This window comes from Caulobacter sp. Root1455 (assembly GCF_001426905.1).
Taxonomy (GTDB): Bacteria; Pseudomonadota; Alphaproteobacteria; order Caulobacterales; family Caulobacteraceae; genus Caulobacter.
This window is the reverse complement of the sequence record NZ_LMFQ01000009.1, coordinates 1-21,583: the sequence shown is the minus strand read 5'-3', so window position 1 is coordinate 21,583 and position 21,583 is coordinate 1. Positions and strand designations below refer to the sequence as shown.

Sequence of the window (21,583 nt, the reverse complement as noted above, 5' to 3'; positions counted from 1 at the left end):
GATTTCCGCGCTCCAGACCAGGGCGACGCGCCGCCGCGAAGCCCGGATCGGACGGGTTCACGCGTATTTTGCTGGCCACGGCGCGGGATCGTGGCTATCGGCCCGGTATGATCGAACCTCATCCGTCAGGCGGCTATATCCTGGAAGAGCTCGTGGTCGGGATGACCGCCGAAAAGCGCGTCCCCATCACCGAGGAACGCATCCAGCGTTTCGCCGAGGCCTCGGACGACTTCAATCCGGTGCACATGGACGAGGCCTTCGCGTCCAAGACCGCCTATCGCGGGCGGATCGCGCACGGCCTGCTGTCGGCGTCGTTCGGATCGGCGGTGGTCGGCACCATCCTGCCGGGCGCGGGCGCGATCTATCTGAGCCAGACCCTGGCGTTCCACAAGCCGGTGCGCATCGGCGACGTCGTGGCCGCTCGGGTCACCGTTTCGGCCATCGACGAGGTGAGCGCGCGGGTCACCCTGCGCTGCGAAGGCTTCGTCGGCGACGACCTGATCATGGACGGCGAGGCCGTCGTCCGCGTTCCGCGCCGTCGTCGGCCCGCGAAGGCCTGACGGGCGCCGTCGCGGCAATCGTGGCGGCGCGGCGCCTGCGTGCTTAACTGACCCCTGGACGGCGCGCGACCGGCGAGGCCGCCACTTGAGGGAGGCGACCATGGTCATTTTCAGCGTGCTCTATCCCGCGACGCCCGGCGCCAGGTTCGACCAGGCCTATTACGACGCCGTCCATATTCCGCTGGTGAAGGACGCCTTCACGTCGACCGGCCTGACGGGCGTGCAGGTGCTCAAGGGCCTGCCGGGACCCGACGGCGGCGCGGCGCCGTTCGTGGTCATGGTCAACCTGACCTTCGAGGGCCCCGAGGCGCTGGCCGCCAGCCTGGGCGGTCCTCGCGCCCCCGAGGTGCTGGGCGACGTCGCCAAGTTCACCGACATCCAGCCCGTGACCCAGGTCAGCGCGCCGGGCTAGGGCGCGCTTTCGGCGAACATGGTTAATTGCGCCTTAACCATGATCCCGCCAATTGACCCCGTGTTTCAGGCTCGTCGCGATTCGTAATCTCGCGACGACTTGTCGAGGGCGTCATGGTCAGCAGCGTTACCAACGGCTACGCGACAAATCCCTATCTCGCCGCCAGCGCGGCCTCGACGGCCGCCGCCGCGGGGAACGCGACCGACAGCGCCGGCTCGGCCGGAGCGGCGGCCAAGACCAGCAATCCCGGCGACACGGTCACCCTGTCGCCGGAGGCCAAGGCCGCCCTGGCCGCTCAGACCGACAACCGCACCACCGACGCGATGGTCGCCGACGCCCGCTCGGCGCTGAACAAGCTCTTGGCCGACGCCAAGGCGCCCAGCGCCCTGAAAGACGGCAAGGCGACGATCGACGTTTCGGGCCTGGACCGCCGCACCCTTTTCGCCATCGCCAGCAACAAGGGCGGCAAGTTCTCGATCGAGGAGCAGGTGGTCGCCAGCCTGCGGATCAAGGCCAACCGCGACACGTCCATGTCGGCCGCGGCCTCGGCCATGCGGGTGACCGGCGACTATGCTGGGCTCTACAAGGCCGCCCTGACCAATCTCGACGCCGCCGGGCCCGAGGAGAAGGCGGCCGGGCAGTGGGCCAAGGACAAGGCGGCCCTGACCGAGGGCCTCAAGCAGGCCACCGCCAAGCCCGGCGTGCAGCCCACCGGCATCGACGGCGATCCGGTCGCGGCCTATCTGAAGGACGTCGGCGGGGTGGTCGCCAATCCCCGCACCCGCGACATCGGCAAGGTCGCCTCGGACGTCCGCACCGTGCTGGACAAGCAGTACGCCTCGGCGACCGGGGAGGGGATGGCCACCGACGAGAACAGCGGGACGATCGACTTCTCCAAGTTCGACGGCCGTTCGCTGGCCGCCGTCGCCCTGAACAATGGCGACCAGTTCTCCGAGCATGAGATCGCCCAGGCCGCCGAAGAGGTGCGCACCCGCAACCGCGACAGCGTCTCCAGCACCTACGCCGGCGCCAAGGGCTCGGACAGCTCGGCCTTTGGCAAGAGCCTGATCACCCAGTACGCGGCCATGAGCGACGAGGAACGCCAGGCCGCCGGCTGGACCCCGGCCCTCTACGACAAGATGGTCGAGATGCAGAACCTCTCGGACAAGCTGGCCTCGCTGTTCAATCCCGACGGCGGCGTCAACACGGGCGGGACCAGCTTGATGGACTACATCTGAGCGGTTCCCCAACCCCGGCGATTGGCCCTAGACCGGGCACAGAGCTGAGCTAAGACGGTGAGGACCACTTCGCCGTAGATGGACTCGGCTCCCCATGACCTCGATCAAGACCACCACCCGCGCCGCCCTGTTGGCGCTCCTGCTCTGCGGCGTCGCCGCGCCCGTCCTGGCCCAAACTCAAGCACGGGGGACCACGCCGCCCATCCCCGCGATCCTGACGACGCCGGAAGCCCACGACATCCACTCCTACGCCCAGCCGCGGGTGGCGCGGGTCACCCACGTGGATCTGGACCTGACCGCCGACTTCGCCGGCCAGAAGATGACCGGCACGGCCGCCCTCGACATCGCCGCCGCGCCGGACGCCAAGGAAGTGGTGCTCGACAGCAAGGGCCTGGTGATCAAGGCGATCACCGACGACAAGGGCGCGGCCCTGCCGTGGACCTTGGGCAAGGCTGATCCGAACCTCGGCGCGCCGCTGACGGTGACCCTCAACGGCGCCAAGCGCATCGTCATCAGCTACGACAGCGCCCCCGGCGGCGCGGCCCTGCAGTGGCTGACCCCGGCCCAGACGGCGGGCAAGGCCAAGCCTTACCTGTTCAGCCAGGGCGAGGCGATCCTCAACCGCACCTGGATCCCCACCCAGGACAGCCCCGGCATCCGCCAGACCTGGACCGCCCGCATCGTCGCGCCCGAGGGCCTGAAGGCGGTGATGAGCGCCGAGATGCTGACCCCGGACGGCGAGCCCGTCGCCGGTGGCGGTCGCGCCTACCGCTTCAAGATGGACAAGCCGGTCGCCTCGTACCTGATCGCCATCGCCATCGGCGACATCGCCTTCACCCCGCTGGGTCAGCGGACCGGCGTCTACACCGAGCCCTCGGTGATGAAGAAGACCGCCTACGAGCTGGTCGACGTCGAGAAGATGGTCGAGGCGGCCGAGAGCCTCTACGGCCCCTATGCCTGGGGCCGCTACGACCTGCTGGTGCTGCCGCCGTCGTTCCCGTTCGGCGGCATGGAGAACCCGCGCCTGACCTTCGCCACGCCCACCATCATCGCCGGCGACCGCTCGCTGGTCAGCCTGGTGGCCCACGAGTTGGCCCACTCGTGGTCGGGCAATCTGGTCAACAACGCCACCTGGTCGGACTTCTGGCTGAACGAGGGCTTCACCGACTATTTCGAAAACCGGATCATGGAGAAGCTGTACGGCAAGCCGCGCGCCGACATGCTGGCCGACCTGGGCTGGAGCGACCTGCAGGCCGCGATCAAGGACGCCGGCGGCCTGACCGGCGCCGACACCCGCCTGCACCTGGACCTGACCGGCCGCGATCCCGACGACGGCATGACCGACATCGCCTACCAGAAGGGCGCGACCTTCCTGCGCACCATCGAAAAGGCCGTCGGCCGCGAACGCTGGGACGCCTATCTGAAGGACTACTTCGCCCGTCACGCCTTCCAGTCGCAGACCACGGCCGGCTTCGTCGCCGACCTGCGCGCCAACCTGATCAAGGGCGACCCGAAGCTGGAGGCCGAGATCGGCATCGACAAGTGGGTCTATGAGGTCGGCCTGCCGGACAACGCCGTGCACGTCCATTCGGCCGCCTTCCCGGCGGTGGACGCCCTGGCCGCCGCCTACGCCAAGGGCGGCCCGGCCCCGGCCGCCAAGTGGACCGCCTGGAGCACCCCCGAGCGCACGCGCTTCGTCTCCAGCCTGCCGCGAGCGCTGTCAGCGGAGCGTCTCGCGACACTCGATAAAGCCTTCGGCCTGTCGGCCCAGGGCAACAGCGAGATCCGCTTCGTCTGGCTGGAGCTAGCCGTGGCCAACCGCTACGAGCCCGCCGTGCCGTCGCTGGAGGCCTTCCTGACCGACCAGGGCCGCCGCAAGTTCGTCGCGCCGCTGTTCAAGGACCTGATGGCCCAGGGCGACTGGGGCCAGCCGATCGCCAAGCGGATTTACGCCAAGACCCGGCCGCTCTATCACGCCGTCACTCGGCAGACGGTCGACGGGATCGTGAAATAGCCGCTTGGTGAAATAGCGGTTTCTGGAAAAATCGCGCGTTTTCGTCCTTGAACGTCGTTTTTGCCGACGAAAACGCGCGAAATGGCTCGATTTTCGTTCGAAAGCGCGAGGAAAATCGCTCGTTGCGCGAGTTTTCGTGTTAACCGTGACCTTGCGCTCCCGTCAGAGGAGCGGGCCTCGTTAGGGAGAGATCGCCATGGCTGACGCCGTGTTCGCGACCCGTGTGCGTGCGCGTTCCGTGTTCTTCAACAAGTGCGACATCAACAAGCCCGAGGCCGTCGAGCTTCGGCACGCGGGCCCCTGCATCCAGTGGGACCGGGTCGGCATCGTGGCTATGGTCCTGGTGTTCGGGGCGGGCCTCGCGACCCTGGCCTATGCCGGGATGGGCTGATCGCTTCTCCTCTCCAAAACTGTCATCCCGGGCGTAGCGAAGCGAAGACCCGGGACCGACCTGGAGCGCCGAGCTCACGCGCCGGTCCCGGATCGGCGCGCTGCGCGCTTGTCCGGGATGACGGGTGGGAACTTTCCCCGTGACGCACACTGTTCGCTGACCCATGCTCCGCCCACGACACGATCGCGGGGGCGACATGGATCAGCAGCTGGATAAAAAGACGGGGCAAGCCGGCAACACCCTCTGGAATCCCGACCTGGCCCCGACCACGGCCGCCCAGCGCACCTGGCGGGCGCGGCACTACGCGGCGCTGTGGCTGGGCATGGTCATCGCCGTGCCGGCCTACATGCTGGCCGCCGGCCTGATCGAGCAGGGGATGTCGGCGGGGCAGGCGGTTTGGGCCGTGCTGCTGGGCAATGTGATCGTGCTGATCCCGATGCTGCTGATCGGCCACGCCGGCGCGAAATGGGGCGTGCCGTACGCGGTGCTGGCCCGGGCCTCGTTCGGCTGGCGCGGCGCGCGGGCCCCGGCCCTGGCCCGGGCGATCGTCGCCTGCGGCTGGTACGGCATCCAGACCTGGATCGGCGGCGGGGCGCTGCTGACCCTGCTGGGGGTGATGGTCGGCAAGAGCCTGGTCGGGCCGATGGTCCCCGGACTGGGCATAGGCGTCGGCCAGCTGCTGTCGTTCGCGGCCTTCTGGGCCATCCAGCTGCTGTTCGTCACCAAGGGCCTGGAGACCGTGCGCAAGCTCGAGACCTGGACCGCGCCGGTCAAGATCGTGGTCTGCGGCCTGCTGGTCTGGTGGGCGCTGAGCAAGGCCGGCGGCCTGGGCCCCATCCTGCACGAGCCCAGCGCCTACGACGCCGGCGGCGCCAAGGCCGGCCGGTTCTGGAAGGACTTCGGCCCGGCCGTCACCGCCATGACCGGCTACTGGGCGACCCTGGCCTTGAACATCCCCGACTTCACCCGCTTCGCCCGCAGCCAGAAGGACCAGATCGTTGGCCAGGTCGTGGGCCTGCCCGGGCCGATGGCCCTGCTGGCGACGATGAGCGTGATCGTCACCTCGGCCACGGTGCTGATCTACGGCAAGCCGGTCTGGGACCCGGTGGCGCTGGCGGGAAACATCGGCGGGATCGGCGTGCTAGTGGGCCTGCTGATCATCAGCCTCGACACCGTGTCCTGCAACATCGCCGCCAACCTGGTCGGGCCGGCCTACGACTTCTCGGCCCTGTGGCCCAAGCGGATCAGCTATCGGACGGGCGGCTACATCACCGCCGCCATCGGCGTGATGATCATGCCTTGGAAGCTGCTGGAGAGCACCCAGGGCTACATCTTCGTCTGGCTGACCGGCTACGGCGCCCTGCTGGGGCCGGTGGCCGGGATCCTGATCGCCGACTACTGGCTGCTGCGCCGCGCCCGGCTGGACGTCGAGGCGCTGTACGATCGCGCGGGGCGCTACACCTACTTCAAGGGCTGGAACCTGGCCGCCGTGGCGGCCTTCGCGATTGGCGTCGCGCCGAACCTGCCCGGCTTCCTGAAGGCGGCGGGCCTGCAGGCGGCGGCGGGGATCGGGGCGCCGTGGACGAGGCTGTACGACTATGCGTGGTTCGTCGGGGCGGGGATCGCGGCGGGGGTCTATGTGGCGGCGATGCGGGCCGGCGGCGGGGCGAAAGCGTCGGCTGTCGGGTGAGAGGCTGAGGTCTGCTTTCGCCCCAGAGCGGACGCAACCAACGTCCGCTTGCCGGGCCTGACCTGTTGGCTATGGAGCGATCGACCAGCGGCGAACGGCCTGAGTGATAGCAATCAGCGTCGTACCGCTGGCGTCGAAGGCGATATCCGATTGGAACGCGTCGTCGTATGGCAAGACACGGGCGTTTCTCCACCCGTCTGCGGATGTGAGCACCTCTATTCGGTCCGAAAAGGCGAAGGCCGCCTTTCTGCCATCAGCCGACATGGTGACGGTCCTAAGCCAGTCATCACGCCACGTCGCCAACGATTGAGCATTGGCCGTCGCTCCTGGTGTGGCGGGAGCGGTGATCAGTGAGGCGGTGTAGACGTGGGTGTCGGAGTTGTCTTGGATGCGGAGCGCAACTTGTCCGTTAAAGTCGCCAGCATAGTGGTCCCAAGGCTCCAACATTTGTAGGGCCGGCGCATAGGTCGTAGCCGCCTCAGGGGCGTCGTGACCGTCGAGATCGATCGCTCTCAAGGTGTCCTCTCGATCACGATAGAGGAATGCGTTTGGGCCCGCTCGCCACAGCAGCTTCCCAATAAACGCTGTATCAGCGACTTTGATTTCGCCTCGACGGTAGAACAGGAAAAGACCCCGTTCTGGCATCCTCCCAGACGCCGAATGAAGACGGATCAGCCAACCATCGGGGACGTCGATCCTTTCGCCGATCTCCGCCTCAAAAGGCAGATCCAATGCTGCCGCTTCGCGGATTTGACCGCCGTCCCTATAGCTCCAGATCGTTAGCCGACGGCTTGCCGCTTGAAGCGTGTCCTTAGCCTGCGTGCGGGCCCAATAGACTTGGCCGGAGGGATCAAAGCCGAGCATTCGCGCGTCCAAATGGAGACCGATCGTCACCATTCGCTCGCCACTATCAGGCGCGGACAGCACCAACCGCGTTTCGACCGGGCCTTGCGTAGGCAGGCAATCGACGATCCAGCCGAAACGGCCAGTGCCCGGAGCAGCGGCGAGTGATTGAAACTTTGGAGCGCTACAATAAGCTTCTTCGGCCGGTCTGGCCGTGGCGCGTCCAATGTCGATAACGTATGTGACGAAGATCGTTCCCATCGCAGCGAAGATACGAAGAGCCGAGCGGAACGTAGCGAACATGACGACCTTCAAGTTAAGGTAGAGCTTGGAGATCACCTAATCCGTGGGCATCACCTAAGACAAGCATGTCCGCGTTCCACCCATCTTGGACATCTGAAACGTCCGCTTGGCGCAAGCCCCCATCCGCTCCGGATGGGGCCACGCCTTAAAGCCTTGGTGGATCGGAGCTCTGGCGTCTGACCGAGTCAGGGACCGCCTCCGGCGGCCGCATCGCGGCGACGCGGCGCGTCGTCCTTGACTCGGTCAGACGCCAGAGCAGGCTCGCCATCAAGGTTTCAAGGCGCGGCCTCGCCGCTGCGGGCTCCCTTCTCCTCCCCCGCGATGCGGGTGAGGAAAAGAGCGCCGGGACGTCGGATGGCGCGCGCCTCGTCCGTCCTTGGGGTGGGCTGGGTCACACGAAAGGACGAAGCGACGAAGGTCACCCAACATCTCTGGTTCGAAAAGGACATGGAGGCGGCGATCGGCTTCTATACCGGCCTGGTTCCCGACTCCCGGATCGAAAGCGTCTCGGCGGTGATGGCCGACAACCCGTCCGGCCCGGCCGGCAGCGTCAAGATCGCCGCCTTCGTGCTGGGCGGCCAGAACTACATGGCCATCGAGGCCGGTCCGCTGGACCCGTTCAACCACAGCTTCTCGATCATGGTCGAATGCGACACCCAGGCCGAGCTCGACCGCCTGTGGGACGCGCTGAAGGACGGCGGCAGGACCGAGGAGTGCGGCTGGCTCAAGGACCGCTGGGGCCTGTCCTGGCAGATCGCGCCGACCCGCCTGCGCGAACTGATGGACGATCTCGACCCGGCCAAGGTCAAGCGCGTGACCGAGCAGATGCTGAAGATGGTCAAGCTGGACATCGCGCCGCTGGAAGCCGCGGCGAAGGGCTGAGGCGACTAGTCCAGGGCCCGCGCCAGATAGGTCACCGTCTTATCCCCGCCGTGGATTTCGCCGGTTCCGACCACGGTGAAGCCGAGGTCGGCGTGGAAGGCGTCCGAGGCCGGATTGGGCGGGTTGGAATTGACTTCGCAGACGATCCGCTCGTGCCTCGCCGCGCGGGCCCGCTCGAACAGCGTCTGATAAAGGCGGCGAGCATGGCCGCGACCGCGCGCCTGGGCGGCGACCACGATGCGGTCGACATAGACGAAGCGCGGGAAGCGTTCGCGAAACCACAGGAAGTTGGGACTGTCGTAGTCGGCGTCCTGGTCGAAGGCCAGGAGCAGGGCGTCGGCCTGGCCGATCCGCTCGGCCAGGAACGCCTGCGCCGCCAGATGCGCCAGCCGGGACGGCTCCAGCCACGACAGCTCCACGGCGTGGGCGTTGTTCAGCGCCAGCAGGGCCTGGGCCAGGTCGGGCGAGGCGGCCAGGTCGGCCGGGGTGACGGAGATGGGGTCGTTGGTCATGGCGTTTCGTACCCTCTTCCATAGGGGAGAGGGAGGGGCCGCCGGGGACATGCTCTCACACCCCGGCGGTGGCCGGGTTGCAGAGGGGGCGCCGTGAGTGCGTGTCCCCAACTTCGTCCGCTGAGCTTGCCGCTCTTGGAACGGGAACGGCCTGGACGCGTCGTGGATGGCGTTGGGGACACGCACTCACCCCGCGTTCGGCGGATCGATTGGTCGAGGTCTTGGCGTGAGAGTATGTCCCCGGCGGGGATCGAGCGGCGTCCATCCCCGCCGGCCCCGCGAGAAACCTGAACCCTTCCAACGCCCTGCAAAATAATCAGCGTCACGAACGCGCCAGCGCTCAAACCTCCTGCACAATAAACCCGTCCCCATCGCGGGGGAGGGCTCTTGGTACCGGCCCAAGCAGGCGATGGGGATCGAACCGAGCGGGGCCTGGCTGGCCTGGCGGGCGGGTCGGCTTGGGCGGCGGGTCTCAGAAGGATCCAAGGCCCGGGGCGGGCGAACGCGGGACAGCCGGGGTCGACGGGGCCGGGAGTCAAACCGGCCTGTTCCAGGATCTGTCGGAGTCGCCGACGGCCCCTTCCGGGCGACCTGATCCTGCCCGCCCGAGGGGGAACGTCGATCGGGATGAAACAAGCCCTCAATCGCCGTCCCTCGGTAAAAACGGTTCGGCGGAGCGGTCAGGTCTAGCCGAAACGCACACACAACACCCACGGTCATCCGGGCTGGGCCCGGACCGCTCCGCGCCTCCCCAGCCACTCGTCGCGAAAGCCCGAGGTCGAAGAGCCGTGCCTGTGAAGTCGTGCCCGCGAACACTTGCCCCCACCTGGCGGCTTGGCCGCCTGTCCGCCCCCACAGGGGGCGGAGGACGCGCGCCTTCCTCTTCCCCCTCCGGGGGAAGACGGTCGCGAAGCGACCCGTAGGGGGCAAGCGTTCGCCGCACCAAACCTCTTGTGTCTTGTCAAAAAACCCGCATCTAGGCCCCATGCGTCGCTTCAATTCCGCCGATCCCGCTTTCCCCGCCGCCTTCAAGGCCTTCCTCGACGAGCGCCGGGGCGCGCCCGAGAACGTCGACGCGGCCGCGCGCAACGTGCTGGACGCCGTCCAGGCCGACGGCTTAAAGGCCGTGCTCAGCTTCACCAGCCGGTTCGACGGCGTGGAGCTGACCGAGGACACCATCCGCGTCACCGCCGACCAGATCGCCACCGGCGCGGCCGAGTGCTCGGCCGAGGTCCGCGAGGCCATCGCCTTCGCCGCCGCCCGCATCCGCGCCTTCCACACCCGCCAGCGTCCGGTCGACCAGTCGTGGACCGACGAGGCCGGCGTGCAGCTGGGCTGGCGCTGGACGCCGCTGGAGGCCGTGGGCGTCTATGTGCCCGGCGGCCGCGCGGCCTATCCCTCGACCGTGCTGATGAACGCCGTGCCCGCCCAGGTGGCCGGCGTCGACCGCATCGCCATGGTCACCCCGCCCGGCAAGCTGGAGCCGGCGGTGCTGGCCGCGGCCAAGGAGGCCGGTGTCACCGAGATCTGGCGGATCGGCGGGGCCCAGGCCGTCGCCGCCCTGGCCTATGGCGCCGGTCCGATCCAGCCGGTCGACAAGATCGTCGGCCCGGGCAACGCCTATGTCACCGCCGCCAAGCGCCGCCTCTATGGCGTGGTCGGCATCGACGCCCTGGCCGGACCGTCCGAGATCGTCGTGGTCGCCGACAGGAACAACAATCCCGACTGGATCGCCGCCGACCTGCTGAGCCAGGCCGAGCACGACCCGGCCGCCCAGTCGATCCTGATCACCGACGACGAGGCGTTCGCCCAGGCGGTGTCCGACGCCGTCGACGCGTTGCTGAAGACCCTGGCCACCGGCGTCGACGCCGCCGCCTCGTGGCGCGACCACGGCGCGATCATCCTGTGCCCGCTGGACGACAGCCCGCGCCTGGTCGACCTGCTGGCCCCCGAGCACGTCGAGTTCGCGATCGACGAGCCCGAGCGTCTGGCCGACCGCGTGCGCCACGCCGGGGCGATCTTCCTAGGCCGCCTGACGCCCGAAGCGATCGGCGACTACGTGGCCGGCTCCAATCACGTGCTGCCGACCAGCCGCGCGGCGCGCTTCCAGTCGGGCCTGTCGATCTACGACTTCCTCAAGCGCACCTCGATCGTGAAGTGCGACGCGGCCGCGTTCGGGATCCTGGGGCCGCACACCGTGGCCCTGGCCCAAGCCGAGGGCCTGCCGGCCCACGCCCTGTCGGCGTCCATCCGCCTTCCCTTGGGCAGGTTGCCAACCAAGCCGTAAGGGGCAAGTCTGCCGACGATGTCCGACGCCAAGGCCAGCCAGTTCCTGAAATCCATCGTCATCGACGAGGACAGCCTCGCGGCGGCCTCGCGGGATCAGGAGCAGGAGCGGCAGGTGGCGATCTTCGACCTGCTGGACGGCAACTATTTCGAGCCGGCCGAGGCGGCGGGCGGGCCCTATGACCTGAAGCTGTCGCTGGTCGAGAACCGCCTGGCCTTCGACATCGCCGGGCCGGGCTATGAGCGCCGGCACCTGCTGTCCCTGTCGCCCTTCAAGGGGGTGATCAAGGACTACTTCATGATCTGCGACAGCTACTATTCGGCGATCCGCAATTCCTCGCCCCAGCAGATCGAGGCCTTGGACATGGGCCGGCGCGGCCTGCACAACGAGGGCTCGTCCCTGCTGCGCGAGCGGCTGGAGGGCAAGGTCAAGACCGACCTCGACACGGCCCGCCGGCTGTTCACCCTGATCTGCGCGCTGCACTGGCGGGGCTAGGGAACGTGGCGGCGGATCTTCCGGACGCGGTGCTGTTCGCCTGCAACTACAACCGCGTGCGCTCGCCGATGGCCGAGGCGCTGTTCAAGCACTTCTACGGCACGCGGGCGTTCGTCGATTCGTGCGGCCTCAAGCCCGACCCGGCCGAGGAGGGGATCGATCCGTTCGTGGCCGTGGTCATGGACGAGATGGGCCTGGACGTCAGCGGCCACAAACCCAAGAGCTTCGCCCAGCTCGAGGACGACAGTTTCGACGTCGTCATCTCCCTGACCCCGGAGGCCCAGCACAGGGCCGTCGAGCTGGCGCGGGACCGGGCCACCGACATCGAATACTGGCCAACCCACGACCCCACCCTCGCGGACGGTTCTCGCGAGGCCATGCTTACGGCCTATCGCGAGGTGCGTGACGCTCTGGCCACGGCGATTCGACAACGTTTCGGCGCGCCATCGACGTTCGGGGGGTGAATGCGCTATACACCCCGCCTCGCAGCCGCGATCCGCTCCCCGACTCAATCGTCGCGGGGCTTCACCGGCATGGCGTCACCCGTTTTGAGAGGCCTGATGGCTAAGGAAGAACTGCTCGAGTTTCCCGGTACGGTCAGCGAATTGCTGCCCAACGCGACCTTCCGCGTGAAGCTGGAGAACGATCACGAGATCATCGCCCACACCGCCGGCAAGATGCGCAAGAACCGCATTCGCGTGCTGGCCGGCGACAAGGTGCTCGTGGAAATGACGCCCTACGACCTGACCAAGGGCCGCATCACCTACCGCTTCAAGTAGGGCTGGCGATGGTCGTCCAGCGGACGCCGCTGGTCCTGGCCAGTGCGAGCCCCCGGCGCCTGGACCTGCTGGCGCAGGTCGGCGTCGCCCCGGATCGGGTCGATCCCGCCGACATCGATGAAACGCCGCTGCGGGACGAAACCCCGCGGCGCCATGCCTTGCGCCTGGCGGTCGAGAAGGCGAGGGCGGTCGCGTCGCGTTCGCCCGGCGCCATCGTCCTGGCGGCCGACACCGTCGTGGCGGTCGGCCGCCGCATCCTGCCCAAGGCCGAGACGCCCGAGCAGGCGGCCGACTGCCTCAAGCTGCTGTCGGGCCGCAATCACAAGGTCCTGACCGGCGTGGCCGCCATCGCTCCCGACGGGCGCGAGGCCTCGCGGCTGGTCGAGACCCGCGTGCAGTTCAAGCACCTGTCCGACCAGGAGCAGGCCGACTACCTGGCCGGCGGCGAATGGAACGGCAAGGCGGGCGGCTACGGCGTGCAAGGCGTGGCCGGCGGCTTCATCATCGACCTGCACGGCTCCTACACCTCGGTCGTCGGCCTGCCGCTGTACGAGACGCTGAACCTGCTGACCGGCCTGGGCTATCGAAAATGAGCGAGCGGCGCGCCTACCTCTACAAGGGCATCGGCGAGACCGTCGGGGTCGTCACCCTGGACGGTCGGCCCGAGCGCCTGGTCGCCCAATGGGACGGGGACGATCCGCTGGACGCCGAGGGCGTGCGCGGCGTGGCGCGGGTCAGGAAGATCGAGCGGGCCTTCAACTCCGCCTTCGTCGCCCTGCCGGGCGGCGCCGACCTGCTGCTGGCCCTGAAGCCCGACATGCCCAAGCTGGTCGAGGGCCAGGTCGTCGAGGTCGAGATCCGCAGCCCCTCGCGCCGCGACAAGTCGGCCGTGGCCCGCTACGTCGGACCAGCCGAGGGCGAGCCTCGCGTGCTGGCCCACGCCCCGACCATCGACGAACTGCTGCGCCTCTGGGTGAAGTCCGGCTCGCCGACCCAAGGCCTGGCCGCGTTGGAGGCCGTTGAGGCCGCCGAGGCGGAAGCCCTGGCCACCGTCTTCGCCCTGCCGGGCGGCGGCGACGTCAGCATCGAGGCGACCCGGGCCCTGGTGGCCGTCGACGTCGATCTTGGAGGCCGCGAGGGGGATTCCAAGAAGGCGGCCCGCGCCGCCAACCTGGCCGCCTTCACGACGGCCGCCCGCATCCTGCGTCTCAAGGGCCTGGCGGGGCTGGTGGTCTTCGACCTGGTCGGCCGCGGCCACGACGGTCCGGCCCTGACCACGGCGGCCCGCAACGCCTTCGCCGTCGACAATCCCGGGGTGGGCCTCGGTCCGATCAGCAAGTTCGGGGCGCTCGAGATGATCGTGCCGCGCCGGACCAAGCCGATTCTCGACCGGTTGCTCGACGAGACGGGCGGACTGTCGGCCCGCGCCGGCGCCTTGCGGCTGGTCCGGGCTTTCGAGCGCGAGGGCAGGGCGGATCCCGGCGGCAAACTGGCGGGGCGCTGCGGTGCCGCCGTGGCCGAGGCCTTCGCCGCTCTGGAAAACGCCCTGGCGGACAGAATCGGCCGTCGCTTCACCCTGGCCGTCGTCGCCGACTGGCCCAATGATCGTCTGGAGGTCTCGTCGTCATGAGCGGCTGCCCCATCTGCAAGAAACCGACGGATCCGGCCTTCAAGCCGTTCTGCTCCAAGCGCTGCGCCGACGTCGACCTGAACCGCTGGCTGTCGGACCGGTACGTGGTGCCCGGGGCCGACGAGGACGAGGAAAACCCACCGTCCACAGACTTCGACCGGGATTAGTTCGAGATCGCCTCAAGAGGGGCTGGACTTCGTTTTTAGCCTCCCCTATAGACGCGGCTCCCCGCCGTCGGGCGGGCGCCAGAGCGGTTTCGACCGCTTCTTAGGCCCAGGGCCTGGGTAGCTCAGTTGGTAGAGCAGCGGATTGAAAATCCGCGTGTCGGTGGTTCGAATCCGCCCCCAGGCACCACTTCCTTTCAGACCCGCCCTTGTTTCTATCGTCTTGCGGTGGGACCGTGTGGTCGAGGCCTTCGCGCGGTGCGAGGCCGTCGTCCTGACGGCGCCGCGAACTTGATCACCGCCGTCCGCCTCAGGGCAGACGTAAAATTTTAGAGGCGGTCGACCAGGCGAAGGCGGAATCGACCGCCGGTCTTCGCTCTGTCGCGGACGGGCCCGGTTCCCGGCGCCGGTTCCCGCCGAGCGAGGGCGCCGGGAGAGACTTGAGCGCGCTGGGATGACCGAACCGCCCTTGCGAGCGCCGCGCCCTCCATCTGAGCGGCGATGGACCCTGCTTTCGCCGGCGAGGCGGGGCCAGCGTCCGTTTTTGGGCGCCTGAAAGCCGATCGGCGGCGAAAACCGGACGCCGGCTCCGTTGTGGAGCTTGAGTTGAGGACGGTGGAGGTCAGACCTCCGGCGGCCGTGTTTCCCGGCCAGATTGAACTACGGCGCGATACGCGTTCAGATCTCGCCTGCGAAACCGATGTTTTGTGGCCATGCTGCGCCGCAACATCGATATTCCCTTTGGCAGGGAAAAACCGCCCTCAAATCCTGATTTCCCATTTGTGCGGTGCGGCAAAGGTGGTGGGTGCGTCAAAGGGACGGTGAATTTATGCCTCTTCGCACCCCTTGACGGTACGAAAAGGGGTTGCCAAAGGACCCCTGCCGCAATTCTAACATTGCGGTAAGATCGAAGCCTCCTCGGGGGCGGCGGTCACACGCGCTTCGAAACGATCCTTCTTGATGGGCATGAGCCCGGCTTGGGGGGCGTAACGGGTCGAGCGCAGCGAAGCGGGTCTGCAAGGCGTCCGAGCGATCGGCCATCGTGCAGGCTATTCAAGTTAGGGTGGAGACGCTCTCGCGCGACGACCCTCGGTCCAAACGTGCTAGACCAATCAGGAACTGGCGACAGATGCTCGACATTAAACGGAAAACCCCCCTCATCGCTCTCGTCGGCGCCATGGCGCTGATGGTGAGCGCCCCGGCCTTCGCTCAGGACGCTGCGGCGCCTGCGCCGGCCACCACCGAGGCCGCCGCTCCGGCCGCCGCCGCTCCGGCCCCCGCCGCCGCGCCTGCCGAAGAGCCTCTGGACGCTGGCGTCGCCGCGACCGAAAAGATGAAATCCCACTCCCTGACCCCGATCGGCATGTTCCTGTCGGCCCAGGCCGTGGTTAAGGTCGTGATGATCGGTCTGATCCTCGCCTCGATCTTCTCGTGGGTCCTGCTGATCACCAAGCTGTTCGAGTTCGGCGCCCTGAACAAGCAATCGGACAAGTTCCTGGAAGCCTTCCGCGGCGCTCGCTCGATCGCCGACATCGCCCGCATCGGTTCGTCGGAAGAATTCGAAGGCAACCCGATGGCCGACATGGCCGCCGCGGCCGCTCAAGAAGTCGAACTGTCGCGCCAAGCTGGCCTGGCCGTCGGCGGCGAGCACCGTGACTCGACCCTGTCGCGCGCCACCTACGCCATCAGCGCGGTGCAGGCCTCGCTGGCCAAGCGCCTGTCGGGCGGCATGGTGTTCCTGGCCTCGGTCGGTTCGGCCGGTCCGTTCATCGGTCTGTTCGGCACCGTCTACGGGATCATGACCTCGTTCATCGGCATCGCGAACACCAACACGACCAACCTGGCCGTCGTCGCCCCCGGCATCGCCGAAGCGCTGCTCGCCACTGGTATCGGTCTGTTCGCCGCTATCCCGGCCGTTATCTTCTACAACTACTTCCAGACCCGCATTTCCGGCTACGGCACGCGCTCTGAAGGTTTCGTTGCTGAACTGATGAACGCCATTTCGCGCCAGCTCGACAAAGGGGCGTAAGACCGATGGCCGCCAAACTCTCAGGCGGTGGGGGCGACAGGTTTAATATCGACCAAAACAGCGAGATCAACGTTACGCCCTTCGTGGACGTCATGCTGGTCCTCCTGATCATCTTCATGGTGGCGGCTCCGCTCGCCTCCGTGTCGGTCGAAGTGAACCTGCCGCCGGCGGTCGCCAAACCGTCGACGACCCCGCCAAAGCCCGTCTACATCTCGATCAAGGCTTCGGGACAGGTCTTCATTGGCGATGACCGCACTACGGTTGACGAGATGGGTGCGGACCTCGTTAAGAACATTGGCCGTCGCGATCCCACCAAGGAGCGCATCTATATCCGCGCCGACGAAAAGACGCGCTACGGAGCTTTCATGGAGGTTATGAACACCCTCCAGGATAACGGCTTCTATAGCGTGGCGCTCATCGGCAAGGATCAGAACAGCTAGGGGTGATGCATGGCTGAACAACAAGCGCCTGAGCATCGCCACTACGACCCGCTCACTTCGGAAGGTCCGCGACGCAAGAAGGGCCTCGGCGCCTTCGGTATCGCGACCGTCGTCGTCGTCGGCTTCCACGCTGCTTTGTTCGCGTATCTGGCGAAGCAGAAGTTCGAAGCCGTGATGAAGGAGTATCACGACGACGCCGTGGACGTGGAGCTGCCTCCGCCGCCCCCGCCGCCGCCGCCGCCTCCGCCGCCGCCGCCGCCGCCGACCAACGCTCCGCCCCCGCCTCCCGCGGTGGTGCAGCCGAGGCCGCCGATCGCGCCGCCGCCGGACGTGACTCCGCCGCCGCCGCTGCCGATCCCGCCCGTCAAGGAGCGGGTCGAGCAAACGGCTCCGCCGGTGATCTCCGCCGTGCCGCCGGCTGCGAACCCGCCGGCTCGGGCTTCGGTGATCACGCGTCCGGACTGGGCCCGCAAGCCCAGCGGCGAGGACATGGCTCGTTACTACCCCGACCGCGCTCAGCGGATGGAAGTGGGCGGTCGCGCGACCCTGAAGTGCACCGTGACCGCCAAGGGTTCGCTCGAAGGTTGCTCGGTCCAGTCGGAAAACCCGGCGGACTACGGCTTCGGCGAAGCGGCCTTGAAGCTGTCGCGACTGTTCCGCATGAAGCCGAAGACGCTTGACGGCGCTCCGGTGGACGGTGGCGAGATCACGATCCCGATCGTCTTCACGGTCCCCCGCTAGGGACCGAGGCGACAGGCCAAGAAACGGGCGCCCCGGAGCTTCATCGCTCCGGGGCGTTTTCGTGTGGAAAGGGCTGTTTCGGCGCTTGATCCGGCCCGCGCGTCCGACTAAAGACACTCCCTCGCGATAGGCCGCCTTAGCTCAGTTGGTTAGAGCGCTGGTTTGTGGAACCAGAGGTCCTCAGTTCAAGCCTGAGAGGCGGTACCATCGCAAGACGTCGAAAAGCCCTGGGTTCGCCCGGGGCTTTTTCGTTTCGGCGATTTCGTTTTAGGCAGGGCGTCTAGGCGTGGTGTCCGGTCAGCGCGCTCCAGACGCGCCAGCCGACCAGGGCGATGGCGACCCAGCCCGCCAGCAGGCCGACCATCGGCCGGGCCTGCCACCAATATCGAATGCGGCCGTTAGCCGCCCCCGAAGACGCTTTCACACCCAGGCTCCCCGCTGTGACGCGACACGATGCGTCGGCTACCTGACCAAAGGCTGCGCCCGAATGGTGTTTCGCGGAAGTGCGGCACAGCGCCGCTGGAGCGTGGCAGCCGAAAGCGCGAGCGGTTTGGGCGTCGGTCACGCCCCGACGTCTCGATCGCTCCAGGGCCGCTCGTCGAGGCGATATTCGGCCACCGGGCCGGCGCGGAGAAAGGCGTCGATCCGCTTGCGGTGCTGGATGGCGCGCTGGTGGCGGCGAACGACCTCGCCGGCCGGCGGGCCAATGACGGCGAAGATCAGGAACAGCGATACGATCAGAAGCATGAAGGCCTATCGGCGGCGACGAATGCCGGGCGGCCCCCTGCGGCGCCTTGGAGGAAACGCCTGGGAGAGGCCGGCGATCCGTCGAGGCCGGGCCTAGGGCGCGGCCGCCCCCGGCTCGTCGTCGACCATCGCCTTGACCAGATCGACGACCCGGCGACGCAGCCGGCGGTCGTTCAGCCGCGGGAACAGCCCGGCCAGCTCCAGCCCCTCCGGCGTGGCCACGAACTGGGTCATGCGCTGGGCGAACCCGTCGTCGACCTCGCCGTGGGCGGTCTCGTCCAGGCCGTCGAAGAAATAGGACACCGGCGACTGCAGCAGGCGCGCGGCCTCGTACAGCTTCGAGGCGCTGATCCGGTTGGCGCCGCGTTCGTATTTCTGGATCTGCTGGAAGGTGATGCCCAGGGCTTCGGCCAACTGGGTCTGGCTCAGGCCCAGGACCTTGCGGCGGATCCGAAGGCGCGCCCCGACATAGAGATCGACGGGGTGAGCCATGTCGGAAGGGGATTTGTCGGTCATCCGCGTCGTGTTCCTCCCAGCGACCGCCCGCGCTCCCTCTGTGGGGAGCGTGTGGTCCAGCTTGGTTAACACAGGATAGACCCATGCGGTTGCCTTAGTCACGCCTCTGACACATCCGTAGAGCCCGCAAAATGACCCGCCGGGGTTGACGTTTGGCGCGAGCAAGGGTGTTTGCCGCCCATGGAGACCAAGCTGCGCGCGCGGGTGGCGGTGGCCGGCGCCGGCGCGATCGGATCGGCCGTGGCGCTGACCCTGGCGCGCGCCCGGTTCGACGTCACGCTTTTCGATCCCAGTCCCGCCGGCGACAACGCCTCGAGCGTCGCGGCCGGCATGCTGGCGCCGGTGGCCGAGGCCGTGTTCGACCCCGTCTCGACGCCGCACCTGGCCCTGCTGCGGCGGGCCCGCGACCTCTGGCCGGCCTTCGCCCAGGGACTGGGCCTGGAAATTCTGCGGGACGGCCTGAGGATCGAGGGCGAGGCCGGCTGGCTGGCGACCATCGCGGCGCGGTTCGAAGCCCTCGGCGCCCCCTTCCAGCGCCTGGACGGGGCCCTGGTCGACGCCGAGGATTGGCGGATCGAGGCCCGTCCGGCCCTGGCCGCCCTGCGCGCCGCGTTCCAGGGCCTGGGCGGGCGTTTCGAGCCGCGCGCCTTCACCCCCGATGACCTGCCGGCCTTCTCCGCCGTCGTGCTGGCCACGGGCGCGAGCGACGCTTGCGGCCTGGCCCCGGAACTGAAGGCGCTCAGCCCGATCAAGGGGCAGATCCTGCGCGCCGACCGCGGCCCCGCGACCGGACCGGTGATCCGGGGCGAGGGGGTCTATATCTGTCCCGGCGAAAGCCCGGCGATCGGCGCGACCATGGAGGCGGGCCGCGACGACCTGACCGTGGACTCCTCGGCGACCGACGCCCTGCGCGCGGCGGCGATCCGCCTGCGCCCGGAACTGGCGCGGGCCGTGCTGACCACCGAGGTGGGCGTGCGGGCCGCCACGCCCGACGGCCTGCCGCTGGTGGGCTGGAGCGCGACGCCGGGCGTGATGCTGGCCGTGGGGGCCCGCCGCAACGGCTGGCTGCTGGCCCCGCTTGTGGCCGATCTGGCCGCGTCGTATCTGAAGGATGATAACCCAGGCCCGGACGCCGCGTCGCTCGACGCGCGGCGCTTCTCGAGGACCTGAGGCGCGACGACAAGAACCACAACGAGAGCAGGGCAGGGGCGAATGAGCGGATTCTGGTTGACCGACGAGCAGGAAGCCATCCGCGAGGGCGTCGCCAAGCTGTGCGCCGACTTCGACGACGAGTACTGGCGCCGCACCGACGAGACCGGGATCTTCCCCGAGGCCTTCGTGGCCGCCATCGCCGAGGGCGGCTGGCTGGGCGTGGCCATGCCCGAGAGCGTCGGCGGTGCGGGCCTGGGCCTGACCGAGGCGGCGATCATGATGCAGACCGTGGCCCAGTCGGGCGCGGGCTTCTCGGGCGCCAGCGCCATCCACCTGAACATCTTCGGCCCCATGCCGATCGTGAAGTTCGGCACCGAGGACCAGCGCCAGAAGCACCTGCCGCGGCTGATCTCGGGCGAGGACAAGATGTGCTTCGCGGTGACCGAGCCCAATTCGGGCCTGGACACCTCCAGCCTGGAAACCCGGGCCGAGCGCACCAACGACGGCTATGTGCTGAACGGCCGCAAGATCTGGACGACCGGCGCCCAGCGCGCCAACAAGATCCTGATCATCGCCCGCACCACGCCCAAGGACCAGTGCGCCAAGCCGACCCAGGGCCTGTCCCTGTTCTACACCGACCGCGAGAAGATCGAGGCCAAGCCGATCCCCAAGATGGGGCGCAAGGCGGTCGAGTGTAACATGCTGTTCATCGAGGACCTGTTCGTGCCGGCCGAGGACCTGGTCGGCGAGGAGGGCAAGGGCTTCTCCTACCTGCTGCACGGCCTCAATCCGGAGCGGGTGCTGTTCGCGGTCGAGGCCATCGGCCTGGGGCGAGCGGCCCTGGCCAAGGCGACGACCTACGCCAAGGAGCGCGTGGTGTTCGGCCGGCCCATCGGCCAGAACCAGGGCGTGGCCCATCCGCTGGCCAGGTCCTGGGCCGAGCTGGAGGCCGCCAACCTGCTGGCCTTCAAGGCCGCCGCCCTCTACGACCGCGGCCAGGACTGCGGGGCCGAGGCCAACGCCGCCAAGTACCTGGGCGCGGAGGCCGGCTTCACCGCCTGCGAGAGCTCGGTCCTGGCCCACGGCGGCATGGGCTACGCCAAGGAATACGACGTCGAGCGCTATTTCCGCGAGGCGATGATCGCCCGCATCGCGCCGATCAGCCGCGAGATGATCCTGAACTTCATCGCCGAACGGGTGCTGGGTCTGCCGAAGAGTTATTGAGGGGCTCCTTTTCCCAGGTCCTCCCCCGTGGGGGAGGCGATCGCGCAGCGATCGGTGGGGGGAGGATTGGGATCGCCGATCGCAGGTCTGGCCATCGGCCGATCACTCCCCCCTCCGTCGGCTTCGCCGACACCTCCCCCACGGGGGGAGGACCTTCGTGCGGCGACCACTTGCCCCCTACGGACCGCTTCGCGGTCGTCTTCCCCCAGAGGGGGAAGAGGTTCCGCCGCCGGCGCCGCGCGTGCGCCCTCCGCCCCCTGTGGGGGCGGACAGACCGCGCAGCGGTCAGGTGGGGGCAAGTGTTCGCGGGCACGGCCTCTCGGTCTCACGCGATCACTCGCTGAGGAGATGGAAAGGGTCGCGGAGCGCCGGACACCGTCCGGAGTTTGAAAAAGAATACCGTTTCGACGAAGCCAGACGCTCCGCGCCAYCGTTATCCGGAAGCCCGCGACGCTGAGCCCTGTTAGGGCCTCGCCGCCTTGAAGCCTCCGACGGGCGGGCCAGGTCAACGAMACCCGGTCCCGGACCGCGAGC

The 21,583-nt window shown here is 68.2% G+C and carries 24 protein-coding genes and 2 tRNA genes; 21 read left to right on the top strand and 5 right to left on the bottom strand.

The genetic code is table 11. The annotated features are described in order from the left end of the window. The first annotated feature begins 107 nt into the window (after positions 1 to 107). The 6 genes from ASD21_RS06460 to ASD21_RS06435 all read left to right on the top strand — a co-directional run bounded on the left by ASD21_RS06460 (position 108) and on the right by ASD21_RS06435 (position 6,305). Complete coding sequence (locus ASD21_RS06460; protein WP_056438397.1) at positions 108 to 560, top strand: MaoC family dehydratase; 453 nt, start codon at positions 108 to 110, stop codon at positions 558 to 560. Positions 561 to 660: 100 nt separating this feature from the next. Continuing rightward, positions 661 to 972, top strand: coding sequence for an EthD family reductase (locus ASD21_RS06455; RefSeq protein ID WP_056438394.1), 312 nt, complete (start codon positions 661 to 663; stop codon positions 970 to 972). 113 nt (positions 973 to 1,085) lie between these two features. Then, positions 1,086 to 2,210, top strand: coding sequence for a hypothetical protein (locus ASD21_RS06450; RefSeq protein ID WP_056438390.1), 1,125 nt, complete (start codon positions 1,086 to 1,088; stop codon positions 2,208 to 2,210). A gap of 94 nt (positions 2,211 to 2,304) precedes the next feature. Continuing rightward, the gene (locus ASD21_RS06445) at positions 2,305 to 4,224 is read left to right on the top strand and encodes a M1 family metallopeptidase (protein WP_056438388.1); all 1,920 of its coding nucleotides are present in this window, start codon (positions 2,305 to 2,307) and stop codon (positions 4,222 to 4,224) included. 196 nt (positions 4,225 to 4,420) lie between these two features. Further along, on the top strand, positions 4,421 to 4,615 hold the full coding sequence (locus tag ASD21_RS06440) for a hypothetical protein (protein WP_056438385.1): 195 nt from the start codon (positions 4,421 to 4,423) through the stop codon (positions 4,613 to 4,615). Between the two features lie 196 nt (positions 4,616 to 4,811). Next, positions 4,812 to 6,305, top strand: coding sequence for an NCS1 family nucleobase:cation symporter-1 (locus tag ASD21_RS06435; protein ID WP_056438382.1), 1,494 nt, complete (start codon positions 4,812 to 4,814; stop codon positions 6,303 to 6,305). 69 nt (positions 6,306 to 6,374) lie between these two features. On the opposite strand, the gene ASD21_RS06430 is transcribed toward ASD21_RS06435, so the two are convergent. Further along, a complete protein-coding gene (locus ASD21_RS06430; protein ID WP_156390608.1) occupies positions 6,375 to 7,487 on the bottom strand; it encodes a hypothetical protein in 1,113 nt (370 codons plus the stop codon). 318 nt (positions 7,488 to 7,805) lie between these two features. Between ASD21_RS06430 and ASD21_RS06425 the strand changes: the two genes are divergently transcribed. Next, the gene (locus ASD21_RS06425) at positions 7,806 to 8,333 is read left to right on the top strand and encodes a VOC family protein (protein ID WP_056438378.1); all 528 of its coding nucleotides are present in this window, start codon (positions 7,806 to 7,808) and stop codon (positions 8,331 to 8,333) included. A gap of 5 nt (positions 8,334 to 8,338) precedes the next feature. Here ASD21_RS06425 and ASD21_RS06420 read toward each other — a convergent pair whose 3' ends face one another. Further along, entirely contained in the window at positions 8,339 to 8,845 is a 507-nt protein-coding gene (locus tag ASD21_RS06420) for a GNAT family N-acetyltransferase (protein ID WP_056438376.1), read from the bottom strand. Between the two features lie 985 nt (positions 8,846 to 9,830). Here ASD21_RS06420 and hisD point away from each other — a divergent pair. The 12 genes from hisD (at position 9,831) to ASD21_RS06360 (ending at position 17,617) form a co-directional block, all read left to right on the top strand. Continuing rightward, positions 9,831 to 11,132 carry a histidinol dehydrogenase gene (gene hisD / locus ASD21_RS06415; RefSeq protein ID WP_056438374.1) on the top strand — a complete coding sequence of 434 codons (1,302 nt, stop codon included), beginning with the start codon at positions 9,831 to 9,833 and terminating at the stop codon, positions 11,130 to 11,132. 18 nt (positions 11,133 to 11,150) lie between these two features. Continuing rightward, positions 11,151 to 11,627, top strand: coding sequence for a UPF0262 family protein (locus tag ASD21_RS06410; RefSeq protein WP_056438371.1), 477 nt, complete (start codon positions 11,151 to 11,153; stop codon positions 11,625 to 11,627). A 5-nt stretch (positions 11,628 to 11,632) separates the two neighbouring features. Further along, positions 11,633 to 12,091, top strand: a complete 459-nt coding sequence (locus ASD21_RS06405) for an arsenate reductase/protein-tyrosine-phosphatase family protein (RefSeq protein ID WP_082554651.1) — start codon at positions 11,633 to 11,635, stop codon at positions 12,089 to 12,091. A 96-nt stretch (positions 12,092 to 12,187) separates the two neighbouring features. Beyond that, entirely contained in the window at positions 12,188 to 12,406 is a 219-nt protein-coding gene (infA, locus tag ASD21_RS06400) for a translation initiation factor IF-1 (protein ID WP_004617696.1), read from the top strand. A gap of 8 nt (positions 12,407 to 12,414) precedes the next feature. Then, on the top strand, positions 12,415 to 12,999 hold the full coding sequence (locus tag ASD21_RS06395) for a Maf family protein (protein ID WP_056438369.1): 585 nt from the start codon (positions 12,415 to 12,417) through the stop codon (positions 12,997 to 12,999). Continuing rightward, positions 12,996 to 14,036 (top strand): ribonuclease E/G, encoded by a 1,041-nt coding sequence (locus ASD21_RS06390; RefSeq protein ID WP_056438367.1) that lies wholly within the window; start codon positions 12,996 to 12,998, stop codon positions 14,034 to 14,036. The genes ASD21_RS06395 and ASD21_RS06390 overlap by 4 nt, the downstream gene beginning before the upstream one ends. Next, on the top strand, positions 14,033 to 14,203 hold the full coding sequence (locus tag ASD21_RS06385) for a DNA gyrase inhibitor YacG (RefSeq protein ID WP_056438363.1): 171 nt from the start codon (positions 14,033 to 14,035) through the stop codon (positions 14,201 to 14,203). The genes ASD21_RS06390 and ASD21_RS06385 overlap by 4 nt, the downstream gene beginning before the upstream one ends. A 111-nt stretch (positions 14,204 to 14,314) precedes the next feature. Next, positions 14,315 to 14,390: transfer RNA gene (locus tag ASD21_RS06380), tRNA-Phe, on the top strand. A 939-nt stretch (positions 14,391 to 15,329) separates the two neighbouring features. After that, positions 15,330 to 16,229 carry a MotA/TolQ/ExbB proton channel family protein gene (locus ASD21_RS06375; RefSeq protein WP_056438362.1) on the top strand — a complete coding sequence of 300 codons (900 nt, stop codon included), beginning with the start codon at positions 15,330 to 15,332 and terminating at the stop codon, positions 16,227 to 16,229. A gap of 5 nt (positions 16,230 to 16,234) precedes the next feature. Then, a complete protein-coding gene (locus ASD21_RS06370) occupies positions 16,235 to 16,669 on the top strand; it encodes a biopolymer transporter ExbD (protein ID WP_029907087.1) in 435 nt (144 codons plus the stop codon). Between the two features lie 9 nt (positions 16,670 to 16,678). After that, on the top strand, positions 16,679 to 17,410 hold the full coding sequence (locus tag ASD21_RS25015; protein WP_056438360.1) for an energy transducer TonB: 732 nt from the start codon (positions 16,679 to 16,681) through the stop codon (positions 17,408 to 17,410). A gap of 130 nt (positions 17,411 to 17,540) precedes the next feature. Next, positions 17,541 to 17,617: transfer RNA gene (locus ASD21_RS06360), tRNA-His, on the top strand. Positions 17,618 to 17,690: 73 nt separating this feature from the next. On the opposite strand, the gene ASD21_RS23835 is transcribed toward ASD21_RS06360, so the two are convergent. From ASD21_RS23835 to ASD21_RS06350, 3 genes are all read right to left on the bottom strand, one after another. Further along, a complete protein-coding gene (locus ASD21_RS23835) occupies positions 17,691 to 17,834 on the bottom strand; it encodes a hypothetical protein (protein WP_156398304.1) in 144 nt (47 codons plus the stop codon). A gap of 137 nt (positions 17,835 to 17,971) precedes the next feature. Further along, positions 17,972 to 18,157, bottom strand: coding sequence for a hypothetical protein (locus ASD21_RS06355; RefSeq protein ID WP_056438357.1), 186 nt, complete (start codon positions 18,155 to 18,157; stop codon positions 17,972 to 17,974). A 93-nt stretch (positions 18,158 to 18,250) separates the two neighbouring features. Then, positions 18,251 to 18,673, bottom strand: a complete 423-nt coding sequence (locus tag ASD21_RS06350) for a helix-turn-helix domain-containing protein (protein ID WP_056438354.1) — start codon at positions 18,671 to 18,673, stop codon at positions 18,251 to 18,253. A gap of 180 nt (positions 18,674 to 18,853) precedes the next feature. Here ASD21_RS06350 and ASD21_RS06345 point away from each other — a divergent pair, with 180 nt between their 5' ends. Both ASD21_RS06345 and ASD21_RS06340 read left to right on the top strand, forming a co-directional pair. Continuing rightward, positions 18,854 to 19,843 (top strand): NAD(P)/FAD-dependent oxidoreductase, encoded by a 990-nt coding sequence (locus ASD21_RS06345; protein ID WP_056438352.1) that lies wholly within the window; start codon positions 18,854 to 18,856, stop codon positions 19,841 to 19,843. 42 nt (positions 19,844 to 19,885) lie between these two features. After that, positions 19,886 to 21,049 (top strand): acyl-CoA dehydrogenase family protein, encoded by a 1,164-nt coding sequence (locus ASD21_RS06340; RefSeq protein WP_056438349.1) that lies wholly within the window; start codon positions 19,886 to 19,888, stop codon positions 21,047 to 21,049. Positions 21,050 to 21,583 lie beyond the last annotated feature (534 nt).

Coding starts and splice junctions, on each gene's coding strand:
- ASD21_RS06460 (WP_056438397.1), top strand. CDS start 108: ATGATCGAACCTCATCCGTCAGGCGGCTATATCCTGGAAGAGCTCGTG.
- ASD21_RS06455 (WP_056438394.1), top strand. CDS start 661: ATGGTCATTTTCAGCGTGCTCTATCCCGCGACGCCCGGCGCCAGGTTC.
- ASD21_RS06450 (WP_056438390.1), top strand. CDS start 1,086: ATGGTCAGCAGCGTTACCAACGGCTACGCGACAAATCCCTATCTCGCC.
- ASD21_RS06445 (WP_056438388.1), top strand. CDS start 2,305: ATGACCTCGATCAAGACCACCACCCGCGCCGCCCTGTTGGCGCTCCTG.
- ASD21_RS06440 (WP_056438385.1), top strand. CDS start 4,421: ATGGCTGACGCCGTGTTCGCGACCCGTGTGCGTGCGCGTTCCGTGTTC.
- ASD21_RS06435 (WP_056438382.1), top strand. CDS start 4,812: ATGGATCAGCAGCTGGATAAAAAGACGGGGCAAGCCGGCAACACCCTC.
- ASD21_RS06425 (WP_056438378.1), top strand. CDS start 7,806: ATGGCGCGCGCCTCGTCCGTCCTTGGGGTGGGCTGGGTCACACGAAAG.
- ASD21_RS06420 (WP_056438376.1), bottom strand. CDS start 8,845: ATGACCAACGACCCCATCTCCGTCACCCCGGCCGACCTGGCCGCCTCG.
- hisD (WP_056438374.1), top strand. CDS start 9,831: ATGCGTCGCTTCAATTCCGCCGATCCCGCTTTCCCCGCCGCCTTCAAG.
- ASD21_RS06410 (WP_056438371.1), top strand. CDS start 11,151: ATGTCCGACGCCAAGGCCAGCCAGTTCCTGAAATCCATCGTCATCGAC.
- infA (WP_004617696.1), top strand. CDS start 12,188: ATGGCTAAGGAAGAACTGCTCGAGTTTCCCGGTACGGTCAGCGAATTG.
- ASD21_RS06395 (WP_056438369.1), top strand. CDS start 12,415: ATGGTCGTCCAGCGGACGCCGCTGGTCCTGGCCAGTGCGAGCCCCCGG.
- ASD21_RS06390 (WP_056438367.1), top strand. CDS start 12,996: ATGAGCGAGCGGCGCGCCTACCTCTACAAGGGCATCGGCGAGACCGTC.
- ASD21_RS06385 (WP_056438363.1), top strand. CDS start 14,033: ATGAGCGGCTGCCCCATCTGCAAGAAACCGACGGATCCGGCCTTCAAG.
- ASD21_RS06375 (WP_056438362.1), top strand. CDS start 15,330: ATGCTCGACATTAAACGGAAAACCCCCCTCATCGCTCTCGTCGGCGCC.
- ASD21_RS06370 (WP_029907087.1), top strand. CDS start 16,235: ATGGCCGCCAAACTCTCAGGCGGTGGGGGCGACAGGTTTAATATCGAC.
- ASD21_RS25015 (WP_056438360.1), top strand. CDS start 16,679: ATGGCTGAACAACAAGCGCCTGAGCATCGCCACTACGACCCGCTCACT.
- ASD21_RS06355 (WP_056438357.1), bottom strand. CDS start 18,157: ATGCTTCTGATCGTATCGCTGTTCCTGATCTTCGCCGTCATTGGCCCG.
- ASD21_RS06350 (WP_056438354.1), bottom strand. CDS start 18,673: ATGACCGACAAATCCCCTTCCGACATGGCTCACCCCGTCGATCTCTAT.
- ASD21_RS06345 (WP_056438352.1), top strand. CDS start 18,854: ATGGAGACCAAGCTGCGCGCGCGGGTGGCGGTGGCCGGCGCCGGCGCG.
- ASD21_RS06340 (WP_056438349.1), top strand. CDS start 19,886: ATGAGCGGATTCTGGTTGACCGACGAGCAGGAAGCCATCCGCGAGGGC.